Origin of the sequence: Streptococcus suis (assembly GCF_019794615.1) — a bacterium.
Taxonomy (GTDB): Bacteria; Bacillota; Bacilli; order Lactobacillales; family Streptococcaceae; genus Streptococcus; species Streptococcus suis_AI.
Genome location: NZ_JAIMDU010000003.1, coordinates 22613 through 36489, shown reverse-complemented (window position 1 = coordinate 36489; position 13877 = coordinate 22613). Strand labels below are relative to the sequence as shown.

Sequence of the window (13877 nt, the reverse complement as noted above, 5' to 3'; positions counted from 1 at the left end):
ATCATACTATCATAATATTACTTTTTATTTAAAGATCTATTACAAATATTACAATAAAGTTGTTTTATGGTGAAAAGGATAATATTTTAAGCACTTTTTAGTACATATAGTGTTACACCAAGTAATATCATGACAATTACTGCACAGGTATCTGGCAGTTTCCATTCTAAAACTCGGTATTTGGTTCTTCCTTCGCCTCCTTGATAACCACGCGCTTCCATCGCTGTAGCAAGGGCATCAGCTCTCTTGAAACTTGAAGCAAATAGTGGAATCAAAATAGGAATAACCGATTTAACTTTTTGAATCAGATTTCCTTCATTAAAATCCACACCACGTGCTCTCTGTGCATTCATAATGCGTGTGGTATCATCCATAAGGGTTGGTACAAAACGCAAACTCATCGAGAGCATTAGACCAATTTCATGAACAGGAACTTTCAACCGTTTCAGAGGGGCTAAACCAGATTCAATACCATCAGCCAGACTCAAAGGTGTTGTTGTTAATGTTAACAAAGTTGAAAAGAAAATAATGAGTACAAATCGGATGAAGATAATCAGCGCCTGCTGCAAGCCTTCAATCGAAACCTTAAAAATCCAAAATTCCCACAAAACACTTGCTCCAGGTGTGAAGAAAACTTGGAAGAAGGTTGTAAACAGAATAATTCCTATCATTGGTTTTAAACCATTGATAAAAAAAGATAGGCGTATTTGTGATAAAAGGACCATTGCAAACACAAAGGCAATGATTAGAACATTTGTTATCAAATTATTTGCCCAGAAAATAAGCAAAAGAAAGGCAAACATGGCCAACAATTTACTACGTGGATCTAAACGATGAATCATCGAATTTCCAGGAATATACCGACCTAAAATCAATTTATCCATGACTCATCACCTCGGCAAATTCTTTTATCGTAACTGGCAAGCGTTCAAATACAAAGCCCTTTCTTTCCAGATTCGCAGCAAATTTTGTTATTTTTGGAACACCTAATTGAATAGTTTCCAAAAATTCAACCTCTTGAAAAACATCCCTCGGTTTTCCTGAACGGATTAACTTCCCTTTCTCCATCACATAGACCCAATCTGCATAATTAGCAACATCATCCATTAAATGAGTTACCAGAACGATGGTCATGCCATTAGCGTGTAACTGTTTAAAGATATCCATTAATTCCTGACGCCCAGCTGGATCTAGTCCTGCTGTAGGTTCATCCAATACTAGAACATTTGGTTCCATGGCTAATATTCCTGCAATCGCAACTCGGCGCATTTGACCTCCAGATAATTCAAAAGGACTTCGTTCAAATAACTCTTCTGAAATACCAACGAGTGCAAGTTTTTCACGAGCAATCTTTTCAGCTTCTTCTTGAGAAATACCAAAATTTTGTGGACCAAATGCCACATCTTTTAAGACTGTCTCATCAAAAACTTGACTTTCTGGGAACTGAAAAACCAAGCCAACTTTTTTTCTTACTTGCTTAATACCTTTTTTATCTGAAGTCGCGTTGATAACCATATCATCAACCATCACACTACCAGATGTGGGGATATTTAACCCATTTAAAAGTTGCAAAATAGTTGATTTCCCAGAACCAGTATGCCCAATCAATGCAGTATAGGAACCGTCAACAATTTCCAAATCTACACCGAAAAGCGCACGCCCCTCAAAAGGTGTGCCAGCTTGATAGGTATAGCTTACTTCTTGGAGATGAATTCCCATAAAGTTTCCTCTAATTCTTCCTCTGTAAAATAGCGTAGCGGAATAGCGATTCCCGCCTGGCGCAATGATTCAGCTAGATTTGCTGTAAATGGCTGTTCTAAATCAAGCTCAATCAAATCGTCCCTCATAAATAATTCTGCTGGGGTACTGGTTGATTCAATTTGCCCATTCTTCATCACAATCACACGATCACTTAGTGCAACTTCGTCTAAATCATGCGTAATAGAAATAACCGTCATATTATGTTGATCTTTAATTTCCTTCACAATACGAATTAATTCTAAACGCCCTTCAGGATCTAACATAGACGTTGCTTCATCCAAAATAACAATATTGGGACGCAAAGCCACGATACCTGCTATTGCAACACGCTGTTTTTGTCCACCAGAGAGTCTAGCAGGTTCTCTCTTCTTAAAATTAGCCATGCCAACCAATTCCAAAGCTTCTTGAACACGAACACGCATTTCTTCAAGAGGAACCCCTTGGTTTTCCAAACCAAAAGCAACATCATCCTCTACTGTAGCCCCAACGAATTGATTATCTGGATTTTGAAAGACCATTCCAATTAGACGGCGTTTTTCCCAGACATTATCAGCTGTCAATTTATCGCCGGATATGTAAATGTCCCCAGATTCAGCTTCCAATAAGCCATCAATTAAACGGACAGTTGTTGATTTCCCTGATCCATTATGGCCAATGATGGACAACCACTCTCCTTGTTTCACGTGAAACGAAACGTCGTTTAAAGTATATTTTTCGTCTTCTTGATCGTACTTATACTTAAGATTTTTAACTTCGATAATATTTTCCATTATTTGAATGTATCTTTGAAAAGAAATGAAGCACCCTTGAAATAATCATAACCTGAATACAGGGTGAAGAAAAGTGCGATATACAATGTTATGTGACCAAGCAGGTTCCAATGCAAGAGTAGGAAAATGACCGCAAACATTTGAGAAAAGGTTTTAATTTTCCCTGGCATTGCTGCGGCTAGGACTGTCCCACCATTTTCAACTAAAAGTAAACGCAAACCAGTTACAGCAAGCTCCCTACAAATGATAATCGCAACAACCCAAGCAGGGGCAAATCCCAATTCAACTAGCATAATAAAAGCTGTCATTACCAGTATTTTATCCGCCATTGGATCTGCAAACTTTCCGAAATTTGTAACAACTTTCCATTTTCTAGCTAAATAACCATCTAAATAGTCTGTAATACTAGCTAAAGCAAAGATAATTGCAGCCAGTGTATGGCTGATTGCATTGTTCCAAAGCGTTAATAATAAAATAAAGATGGGGATAACGAGAATCCGACCAATTGTTAATGCATTGGGAATATTTTCTTTTTTCATCTTTTCGTCCTTTATTGTTCAAAGTACAGGGTAATACTTCCTGTCTGAGTAGTTAAAGCCGATGTATCCAACTTTTGACCACCGATTGTAATAGTAACCCCTTTTACAACACCTAAAACGAGAGTAGCTGAAGATACTCCTTCCTCTATTTTTGTTGTTGCTGATGGGTTATCAGGGGTCAGTGTTACGCCACCTGAAAGTGTTGTATCAGATAAACTAATCCAACTAGTTGTATTGTCTGCAGTTACAGTAATATCAATTGGATAGGTAATCTTTGATACGGTAGCACTAATACTTTCTCCAGATCCAGTTACCTGAATCATTTCAGAAGCGCTAGTTGTTGAACTGCTAGTAGAACTAGAACTATTTGAAGAAGACTCCTCTATGACATTTCCTGATGTTGATGTACTTGCTATTGAGCTTGTTGAATTTGTCACTTGCCTAGACACACTATAAGATGTACTTTGATTTGAGAATAGTGAAATTTGCTTCATACGACTATGAATCACAAATGTCACAAAAATAATCATCAAACCAGCTGCTAGTAACAAGTAAAACAAAGGAAGAAAAGAATCTTTTTTATTCTTTTTTCTTAACTTATAACGTCTTTTTAACTCCGTAGAAAGTTCTTCCTCTTCTCCTTCTTCATAGTAGATTACTAGACTGTTCTTTTTATAAGCATCTAGTAATACAGCAGAATCTAATTCAAGCGCATCCGCATACGTTACCAAAAAACTTTCTATGTAGTTACTGTCTGGTATATATTCGAAATCATTATATTCTAATGCTTGTAAATATTTAGCCTGAATTTTCGTCATTCTCTGCACATCAATTAGGTTCCAGCCCCTACTTTCTCGAGCTGATCGAAGAACTTCACCGATACTTTTTTGCCTCATAAATCCCTTCTCTCATTCATTCATTGTATACAATACTCTATTTTAACAAAAAACTACGGAAATTTCGATGCTTTACAACATTCTATCGGGGAAAAATCGTAAAATCTGTCATATCACAGTTGTAAATAAACTGCCTCCCAACCTCAAAAACATCCTCCAGTGTAATAGATTGAATAATCTCTGGAAAATCAAAAATAGTCTGCTCATCAGTGACTTGAGTCACAAAGTGACTGGCAGTAAATTCAAGTGAATTTAAACTTCGAATAAAATCACCATACATTTCATTTTTTAATAATGCAAGTTGTTGATGATTGATATCTTTATCATTTTCAAATTGGTGAATGGCTTTCATAATTAAACTAGATAATCGAATTGGTGATTCGGTATCAGTTGTAATGACTACGAAGTGATAGTCTGGGCTCACCTCAATTTGAAATTGAAACGAAGAATCAATTATTCCATCCTCATATAAGGCTTGATAGCGTTTTGAAGTCCAACCAAATAACATTGCAAATAATAATTGTAAACATACTTGGTATCTTGGAATTTCCTGCCTTGAAATAACATCATTCCCTCTTAACCCTATTGCTAATTTTGAAGTAGCTACCTCAAATTGCTCTGTTTGATGTTCTAAAATTGGTAAATGTGTCAAGGCAAGTTTTTCAAACGACCTACAATCTTGCACAGAGTTCTCTTGGGTTTGAATAATTTCTTCCCATACCTCCTCTATAATAAAATTTCCAACAATAAACATATGCATATTACTTGGACGATAGAAGGCTAAATAATTTTCATACAAAGCATCAGCTGTAATTTGTGAAATTGATTCAACAGTACCAGCAATATCATAAGCTAATGGAGTTCCCGGATAGAGTGAAGCTAAAATTCCCATATAAAGACGATAATCTGCATCGTCTTGGTACATTTCGATTTCTTGTTCAATAATTCCTTGCTCACGCTCTACATTTTCTTTTGTAAAATGAGGCTTAGTAACAAATGATTGCAGTAAATTCAAACAAGATAACACTTCTTGGGTAGTTGAAAAAAGATAGCTTGTTTGACGAAATCCAGTATAGGCATTTGCACTAGCACCTAATTTGGCAAATTGATTCATCACATCGCCATCTTCTTCTGATTCAAATAGTTTATGCTCCAAAAAATGGGCAATCCCTGCGGGATAGTGAACAATTTCTTTACCATCTGCTTTAAATTGAGTATGTAGAGCCCCAAATTCTGTCGTTAATACTCCATAGGCCTCATTAAAATCAGTTTTTGGAAGTAAAGTTACTGTCAACCCATTGTCAAGTTTAGCATAATAAAGACTCTCCTTCATATACGGATAGCATTTTTCAATTAGTTTCATTGAGCAACTCCTTCCATAAAGTAAATAGCCTGTAAACGAATAACTTTTCCAACTTTTACAACATCGTCTATCGATACCGCATGAATACCATCAATCCACTGTTGCCAAGTTAGATTTCGTTCTCCTAAGCAGACTTCATTATAGGCCTGTTCAATTAGATTATTTTGCCTATCTTGAGCCAGCGTTGCAGAATGAGTTAGTGATTTTTTTGTTAATTCCAAGTCATCCTCTGTAATTTGACCACGTTTTATTGCAAGAAATTCACGATTTATGAGCTTCATTGTCCTCAATCGATCTTCTCGATTAATTCCAGCATATACTTTCAACATACCTGAAAAAATATTCACTTGACTCCCAATCGTATAGGCCAGACTTTCTTTTTCCCGAACATTCATAAATAATTTAGAATGAGAAAAGGCACCTAACAGACCATTAAAAACCAACAATGCAGGATAGTTTACATCGTTGTAAACAACTTGTAAATGATATGCTAATTCTAAAATAGATTGTTGAGCAACTTTTCGTTCCACTTTTTCATGAACGATATTGGAATAATCTTGTGAGTACTCGAACTCCAATTTTGGATTTCGGTATGTAAAGTCAAAGTTTTTAAATTTATTTTGAACCTCTAATTGATTGACTTCTCCAGCAACAAAAATATCAATCCTGTCCATTTTTAGCATTTTTTTGTATGCTTCATAAACAGATTCAGCTGTCTCCTTTTGTACTAAATCAATTCGAGCAACTCGTGGCACCTGTATATCTTCATCATTAAAATAGAGACGACTCATTTCAACATCCGCATGATAAAAATTATCTTCTACCTCAGATTCTAAAAAACTTAATAAATTTCTTTTCTCCACTTCGAACATTTTTTTATTGAAGGCTTTTCCTTCTGTCAACGGTCGCAATAGACAGGCATATAGAAAATCAATTATTTCTAAAGTTATATCTTCTTTATTGAGCAAAAACGATGATTTCACATACGAGATGTTCACATCAACAAAATGAACTCGTCCCCTCTTAGAAACAGAGGTTGAAAAATGTGCTCCGTATAAAGCAGCTAATTTCATTCGAAGTTGACGCGCTGTTGGATAATCTTGATTTCCCATTTCTAGTAAATTGGCTAGTAGCACACGACCTGCCACTGTTTTTTCACTCATTGCTGCAGCAAAACGCACACGAATTCTATTGGTCGTAAACTTATTTGATTCTATAAAATGAAGATTAACTCCTTCTTGTAATTGCATTCTCTTCCTCTTTCAAACATTGTACCTTTCATTATACCATTTTGTGTTATAATATTCTGTAACGAGGTGACATATGGAATTTAAACTATTTGATGACTACATTACTTTACAGGCTCTTTTAAAAACAACTGGTATTCTTCACTCAGGAGGTGCTATCAAAGTTTTTTTAGAAGAAAACACCATCCTTTTTAATGGAGAAGATGAAAAAAGAAGAGGGAAAAAAATCCGTATTGGTGACACAGTCGCACTACCAGAACATGGTATTACTATAACTGTTATTGCTCCAAGTACAGAAGAAATTCAGCAATACCAAGAAGACCAGGCTGAAAAAGAGCGGGTAGCTGCCATTGTTAAAAAAATGAATCAAGAGAATAAAAAAAATAAGAAACAGGTCCCTCCTTCAAAAAAAACAGCTCAAAAAGCTGACAGAAAACCTGTTCGTTTCCCTGGTACATAAACATGTGGTTGGAACGATTAGCATTAAAACATTTTCGGAATTACAACCAATTAGATATTGAGTTTCACAAAGGACTCAATGTCTTTTTAGGTGAAAATGCCCAAGGTAAAACCAATGTATTAGAATCTATCTATTTTTTAGCCCTGACACGGAGTCATCGAACCCGAACAGATAAAGACCTTCTACAATTTCAGGAAAAAGAATTATCTATTTCCGGAATACTTCATCGTACAAATGGTAAGATTCCGCTTGACATTCACTTGACAGATAAAGGGCGAGTAACAAAAGTCAATCATCTCAAGCAAGCAAAGCTTTCAAACTACATTGGACACATGAACGTTGTTCTCTTTGCACCGGAAGACTTGCAATTAATCAAAGGTGCCCCTGCCTTAAGGAGAAAGTTCATTGATGTCGAATTAGGACAAATCAAACCAATTTATCTCTCAGACTTGTCAAGCTATAACCATGTTTTAAAACAAAGAAATGCCTATCTTAAATCTACAGAAAAGGTAGACAATACCTTTTTATCTGTATTGGATCATCAACTAGCAGAGTATGGTAGTCGTGTTATCCAACACCGGATTGACTTTCTAAAAAAATTAGAATTGCATGGCAACAGCAAAGTTCAAGAAATCTCAAATCAAAAAGAAACCTTAACCATTCAATATCTATCTTCAGTTAACTTGACTAACTCTGTCAATTTAATTGACACTTTCTTGACAGAGTTAGAAAATAATCGTAAACGTGATTTATTCAAAAAAAATACAAGTGTAGGGCCACACCGTGATGATATTGCCTTCTTTCTAAATGATATGAACGCCCATTTTGGTAGCCAAGGACAACACCGTAGTCTTGTCCTTTCTCTCAAACTCGCTGAAATAGAATTAATGAAAGAAATGACAAGAGAGTATCCGATTCTATTGTTAGATGACGTCATGAGCGAACTTGATAACAATCGACAATTGAAATTGCTTGAAACAATTACCGATACGATTCAAACATTTATAACTACGACATCTTTGGACCATTTACATAAGCTGCCTGAAAATCTTAAAATTTTCCATATTCAAAAGGGAAACATTACCGAAGACTGAAAAGGTGCTTTACAATATTTGTCAACTATATTTACACTTAAAGAAAGACCCTGTCAACCAGGGTCTTGTTTTTGTTTACTGTACTGAATAGTTTGGAGCTTCGTTTGTTATTTGAACATCGTGTGGATGGCTTTCTTTCAAACCAGCGCCTGACATTTCGATAAACTGAGCATTTTCATGCAATTCGGTCAAGTTACCAGCACCTACATAGCCCATACCTGAGCGAAGTCCACCAACCATTTGGAATATCATATCTGCAACAGATCCTTTATAAGCTACACGTCCTTCAATTCCTTCTGGAACAAGTTTATTGGCTTCATTGACAGATGCTTGGAAGTAACGGTCTTTTGAACCTTGTTTCATGGCTGCGATAGAGCCCATACCACGATAGGTCTTGAACTTACGACCTTGGAAGATTTCTGTTTCGCCTGGTGCTTCATCTGTACCAGCAAACATAGAACCAAGCATAACGGCATGACCACCCGCAGCAAGTGCCTTGACAATATCTCCTGAATACTTGATACCACCGTCAGCAATAATGGTTTTACCATATTCACGCGCAACACCAGCTGCATCATAGATAGCTGTCACTTGTGGTACACCAACACCTGCAATGACACGTGTTGTACAGATTGAACCTGGGCCAATACCGACCTTGACAACATCAACACCAGCTTCATAAAGAGCACGAGCTCCTTCAGCTGTGGCAATGTTGCCGGCAATCAAGGTACGAGTTGGGAAGTGGTCACGGATTTCTTTGATCTTACGAAGAACACCTGCTGAGTGACCGTGAGCCGTATCGATGACAATCGCGTCTGCACCTGCTTCAAAAAGGGCTTCTGCACGTTCAAAAGTATCAGATGTAACACCAACAGCACCCGCAACCAAGAGACGACCAAATTCATCCTTCGCAGCATTTGGGAACTCAATCACTTTCTCAATATCTTTGATGGTAATCAAGCCTGACAAACGACCATTTTCATCAACCAATGGCAATTTTTCAATACGATGCTTGTGAAGAATAGCCTCAGCAGTCGCAAGGTCTGTTCCAACTGGCGCTGTCACTAAATCATCACTTGTCATGTTGCTAGAAATTGGCTGTGAATAGTCGGAAATGAAACGCATATCACGGTTGGTAATAATACCAACCAATTTACGATTTTCCAATGTTTCAACGATTGGCACACCTGAAATACGATAAGTTGCCATTAATTTCTCAGCCTCAGCAATGGTGTGCTCTGGTGTTAGGAAGAATGGATCGATAATGACCCCATTTTCAGAACGTTTTACCTTACGCACCTCATCAGCCTGCTCCGCGATAGACATATTCTTATGGATGACACCCAAACCACCTGCACGCGCCATAGCGATAGCCATTTTGCTATCTGTTACAGTGTCCATGGCAGCAGAAATAATCGGAAGATTAAGGGTCAAATTTGGTGCTAATTGTGTTTTTAAATCAATATCATGTGGTAAAACATGACTTTCAGCCGGAATAAGTAATACGTCATCAAAAGTAAAGCCTTTTTTCAAAAATTTAGTGTCCCAGTTTGACATTTTCTTCCTCTTTTCTTATTTATGTGTAGCTTGATTGCTATTTGTATTTTAATTATGATAACATTTTGAAATCATTTGTCAATCATTATTCGCTTTAATATTGTTAATCCTAAAAATTCAGAAAATTCTATTCAGTTTTATCTATAAAAATCGAACGTTTGTTTTTTACTTCTCTGTGATTTAAATGAAAAAAGCAACATTTTTTCAACATTGCTCTTTCATTGTTAACCTTATTTAAAATAGTTGATTCCCATAGCTGATTTCACTTGATCAAGAGTTGTCGCAGCAACCTGACGAGCTTTTTGGCTCCCTGCTTCCAACATTGCATAGACCTGACCCATATCCTGTGCAAACTCCAGACGGCGTTCACGGATTGGTCCTAATTCTCTCTCTAAAATGTCCAGTAAATAACGTTTGGTCTTCACATCACCCAAACCACCACGTTGATAGTGCTCCTTCATAGCCTCAATCTCAGCCTTATCTTCTTCACGTCCAAAAACGTCAAGATAATGGAAAACCATGTTTCCTTCGATCTGGCCTGGATCTTCAACACGGATGTGGTTGGGATCAGTGTACATGGACATGACTTTCTTTTTGAGTGTATCCATGTCATCTGCCAGATAGATACCATTTCCAAGTGACTTAGACATCTTGGCATTGCCGTCCAAACCTGGCAAACGACCTGCTGCCTCATTTTCAGGATAAATGCCTTCTGGCTCTACCAAAACATCTGTTTGGTAAGCATGATTAAAACTACGAACAAGTTCACGAGTCTGCTCAATCATAGGTTTCTGGTCATTTCCTACTGGAACAAAGTTTGCCTTGAAGGCTGTAATATCCGCCGCTTGTGACACAGGATAGACCAAGAAACCAGCTGGAATTCCTTCGCCAAAACCTTTTTGAGCAATTTCTGTTTTAACTGTTGGGTTACGCTCTAAACGCGCAACAGATACCAAGTTCATGTAGTACATGGTTAATTCTGCCAATTCAGGGATTTGACTCTGAATGAAAATCGTTGTCTTAGCTGGATCAAGTCCTGCCGCTAGATAATCTAGCGCTACGTTTCCAACGGATTCAACAATCTTTTCCGGTTCCTTTGCATGGTCTGTCAAAGCCTGTTGATCAGCTAAAAAGACAAAAAGTTCATGTTGACCTGCATCCTGTAATAAAACACGATTTTTCAACGAACCAACATAATGTCCAATATGTAATTTGCCTGTTGGACGGTCTCCTGTTAGGATAATCGGTTTACTCATAAAATGTTCTCCTTTTACATAATAAAAGCCCACGCACAGAAAACTGTGCGAGGGCGTCAAGGACACGGTGCCACCTCACTTATAAGCATTAAATAAGCTTACATCTTTTTGCACATAAGGCCTGCTAGCCGAATCCTTATTTGTTCAGATTCTATTCACTCAGTCCATTCATAAGCGACTCTTGTTTGTTTCCACCAACCACAAACTCTCTAAAAATTATCCACTTACTACTCTTCTGATTGATTCCTATTATAACCGCAAAAAATTAGAAAGTCAAGGTCAGTAAAGCCTTGACGCTACCAAGAGAATGATGGATAATAGTATAGAATTATTTTTTGTGGAGCTTATTATGCAACGATTTAAAGAGTTTTTTCTAGTTACCATTGGTACCTTTATCATGGCTGTTGGCTTTAACAGCCTCTTTTTAGCGAACAACATCGCTTCCGGGGGTATAAGTGGTCTGGCTATTAGTATTAACAAATTATTTGAAATAAATCCAGCCACCTTTGTATTTATCGTTAACATTCCCCTACTTATTGCATGTTACGTTTTTCTAGGTAGAACAACCTTTTTGAAGACCGTATATGGTTCTAATATTTACCCATTTTTTCTAAAACTCACAGACTCACTTCCAACACTTACTAAAGATCCGCTATTAGCAGCACTATTTGGTGGTATTATTGTTGGAATTGGAATTGGTCTTGTTTTTCTTGGAAATTCTTCAACTGGCGGTACTGGAATTATTACTCAATTACTCAATAAATTAACCCCGATTCCTATTGGGATTTTAATGGGTATAATTGATGGAATAATCGTTATTATAGGTTTTATTGCTTTTGATCCTGATTCTGTAATGTACTCCATCCTCGCACTGATGACCATCACTTATATTGTCAACTTGATGATGTCCGGTGCTGATTCCTCTCGAAATGTAATGATTATATCGAGATATCATGAAGAAATAAAAGAATACATTACAACAGTTGTTGATCGAGGTGTTACTGAATTTCCTGTTGTTGGTGGGTTTACAGGTAAAGAACAACGAATGCTGATGACAACCGTTTCACGTCCAGAAATTCAAAAACTTGAAACAAATATTCTTGCAATCGACGATACTGCATTTCTAATTGTCATGCCAGCAACTCAAGTTAAAGGACGTGGATTCAGTCTTCAAAAAGACCACAAACAGTATAATGAAGATATTTTGATTCCAATGTAATTCATTGAAAATTCAAGTTCTTTCTAGTACAATAAAACTAATAGACAGAAAAATAGGAGAAACTATGCTTACAGTATCAGATGTGTCGCTACGTTTCAGCGATCGTAAATTATTCGATGATGTCAACATTAAGTTTACAGCAGGAAATACCTATGGATTGATTGGTGCTAATGGTGCCGGAAAATCTACTTTTTTAAAAATCTTAGCAGGAGATATCGAACCAACAACTGGCCATATTTCCCTTGGTCCAGATGAACGACTTTCTGTCCTTCGTCAGAACCATTTCGACTACGAAGATGAACGTGTGATTGACGTCGTTATCATGGGAAATGACCAACTTTACAGCATCATGAAAGAGAAAGATGCCATCTATATGAAGGAAGACTTTTCTGATGAAGATGGTGTCCGAGCTGCCGAGTTAGAAGGTGAATTTGCTGAACTTGGTGGATGGGAAGCTGAGAGCGAAGCTTCACAGTTACTCCAAAACCTCAACATCTCAGAAGATCTTCACTACCAAAATATGAGCGAATTGACAAATGGTGAAAAGGTCAAAGTTCTCTTAGCCAAGGCGCTTTTTGGTAAACCCGATGTTCTTCTTTTGGACGAGCCAACCAACGGTTTAGACATCCAATCCATCAACTGGTTGGAAGACTTCCTCATTGATTTTGAAAATACCGTCATTGTTGTTTCCCATGACCGTCACTTCTTAAATAAAGTATGTACACATATGGCTGATCTTGACTTCGGTAAAATCAAGATTTTTGTTGGTAACTACGACTTCTGGAAACAATCAAGTGAGTTGGCTGCCCGTTTACAAGCAGATCGAAATGCAAAGGCTGAAGAAAAAATCAAAGAATTACAAGAATTCGTTGCCCGTTTCTCTGCTAATGCATCTAAATCCAAACAAGCCACTTCACGTAAAAAAATGTTGGATAAAATTGAATTAGAAGAAATCATACCCTCTAGCCGTAAGTATCCATTCATCAACTTCAAATCTGAACGTGAAATCGGTAATGACCTCTTGACAGTTGAGAACTTAAAAGTTGTCATCGATGGTGAAACGATTCTTGACAATATCAACTTTATCTTACGTCCAGGTGACAAGACTGCTCTTATTGGACAAAATGACATCCAAACAACTGCTCTCATTCGTGCGCTTATGGGTGATATTGAATACGAAGGAACTGTCAAGTGGGGTGTCACTACTAGTCAATCCTACTTACCAAAAGACAATACTCGTGACTTTGATACCAATGAATCAATCCTTGATTGGCTTCGTAATTTTGCTAGCAAGGAAGAAGATGATAATACCTTCTTACGTGGATTCTTAGGGCGTATGCTCTTCTCCGGAGATGAAGTTAACAAACCTGTAAATGTCTTGTCAGGGGGAGAAAAAGTGCGCGTGATGTTGTCAAAACTCATGCTCCTTAAATCAAACGTATTGGTCTTAGATGATCCAACCAACCACTTGGACTTGGAGTCAATTTCCAGTCTGAACGATGGTTTGAAAGCTTTTAAAGAATCCATCATCTTTGCCAGCCATGACCACGAATTTATTCAAACTTTAGCAAACCATATCATCGTCATTTCTAAAAATGGCGTGATTGATCGAATCGACGAAACTTATGATGAATTTTTGGAAAATGCTGAAGTACAAGCTAAAGTACAAGAACTTTGGAAAGCATAATAAAAAGGCGATTTATTCGCCTTTTCTT

13 protein-coding genes and 1 other annotated feature are annotated in these 13877 nt (G+C 37.2%); of the genes, 4 read left to right on the top strand and 9 right to left on the bottom strand.

From position 1 onward, the window contains the following. Positions 1-86: 86 nt before the first annotated feature. From K6V43_RS01570 to yfmF, 7 genes are all read right to left on the bottom strand, one after another. Entirely contained in the window at positions 87-884 is a 798-nt protein-coding gene (locus K6V43_RS01570; protein WP_024397266.1) for an energy-coupling factor transporter transmembrane component T family protein, read from the bottom strand. Further along, on the bottom strand, positions 877-1719 hold the full coding sequence (locus K6V43_RS01565) for an energy-coupling factor ABC transporter ATP-binding protein (protein ID WP_172055311.1): 843 nt from the start codon (positions 1717-1719) through the stop codon (positions 877-879). The genes K6V43_RS01570 and K6V43_RS01565 overlap by 8 nt, the downstream gene beginning before the upstream one ends. Continuing rightward, positions 1695-2531 (bottom strand): energy-coupling factor ABC transporter ATP-binding protein, encoded by an 837-nt coding sequence (locus K6V43_RS01560; RefSeq protein ID WP_105126890.1) that lies wholly within the window; start codon positions 2529-2531, stop codon positions 1695-1697. Before K6V43_RS01560 ends, K6V43_RS01565 begins: the two co-directional genes overlap by 25 nt. After that, positions 2531-3070, bottom strand: a complete 540-nt coding sequence (gene pgsA / locus K6V43_RS01555; protein ID WP_024391342.1) for a CDP-diacylglycerol--glycerol-3-phosphate 3-phosphatidyltransferase — start codon at positions 3068-3070, stop codon at positions 2531-2533. Before pgsA ends, K6V43_RS01560 begins: the two co-directional genes overlap by 1 nt. Positions 3071-3081: 11 nt before the next feature. Further along, positions 3082-3966, bottom strand: coding sequence for a cytoskeleton protein RodZ (gene rodZ, locus K6V43_RS01550; protein ID WP_172039383.1), 885 nt, complete (start codon positions 3964-3966; stop codon positions 3082-3084). An 82-nt stretch (positions 3967-4048) separates the two neighbouring features. Then, a complete protein-coding gene (gene yfmH / locus K6V43_RS01545) occupies positions 4049-5329 on the bottom strand; it encodes an EF-P 5-aminopentanol modification-associated protein YfmH (protein ID WP_172055309.1) in 1281 nt (426 codons plus the stop codon). Then, positions 5326-6579, bottom strand: a complete 1254-nt coding sequence (gene yfmF / locus K6V43_RS01540; RefSeq protein WP_222381235.1) for an EF-P 5-aminopentanol modification-associated protein YfmF — start codon at positions 6577-6579, stop codon at positions 5326-5328. The genes yfmH and yfmF overlap by 4 nt, the downstream gene beginning before the upstream one ends. A 73-nt stretch (positions 6580-6652) precedes the next feature. Between yfmF and yaaA the strand changes: the two genes are divergently transcribed. After that, positions 6653-7036: a S4 domain-containing protein YaaA gene (gene yaaA / locus K6V43_RS01535; RefSeq protein WP_222381234.1), complete on the top strand. Its 384-nt coding sequence runs from the start codon at positions 6653-6655 to the stop codon at positions 7034-7036. 2 nt (positions 7037-7038) lie between these two features. After that, positions 7039-8130 carry a DNA replication/repair protein RecF gene (gene recF / locus K6V43_RS01530; RefSeq protein ID WP_222381232.1) on the top strand — a complete coding sequence of 364 codons (1092 nt, stop codon included), beginning with the start codon at positions 7039-7041 and terminating at the stop codon, positions 8128-8130. Positions 8131-8205: 75 nt separating this feature from the next. Here recF and guaB read toward each other — a convergent pair whose 3' ends face one another. After that, positions 8206-9687 carry an IMP dehydrogenase gene (gene guaB / locus K6V43_RS01525; protein ID WP_222381230.1) on the bottom strand — a complete coding sequence of 494 codons (1482 nt, stop codon included), beginning with the start codon at positions 9685-9687 and terminating at the stop codon, positions 8206-8208. Positions 9688-9917: 230 nt separating this feature from the next. After that, positions 9918-10943, bottom strand: a complete 1026-nt coding sequence (gene trpS / locus K6V43_RS01520; RefSeq protein ID WP_172039378.1) for a tryptophan--tRNA ligase — start codon at positions 10941-10943, stop codon at positions 9918-9920. Between the two features lie 46 nt (positions 10944-10989). After that, positions 10990-11196 (bottom strand) — a binding site (T-box leader). 93 nt (positions 11197-11289) lie between these two features. On the opposite strand from trpS, the gene K6V43_RS01515 reads away from it, so the two are divergent. Further along, positions 11290-12162, top strand: coding sequence for a YitT family protein (locus K6V43_RS01515; RefSeq protein ID WP_024391641.1), 873 nt, complete (start codon positions 11290-11292; stop codon positions 12160-12162). A gap of 64 nt (positions 12163-12226) precedes the next feature. After that, positions 12227-13849, top strand: coding sequence for an ABC-F family ATP-binding cassette domain-containing protein (locus K6V43_RS01510; RefSeq protein ID WP_024391642.1), 1623 nt, complete (start codon positions 12227-12229; stop codon positions 13847-13849). The last annotated feature ends 28 nt before the right edge of the window (positions 13850-13877 follow it).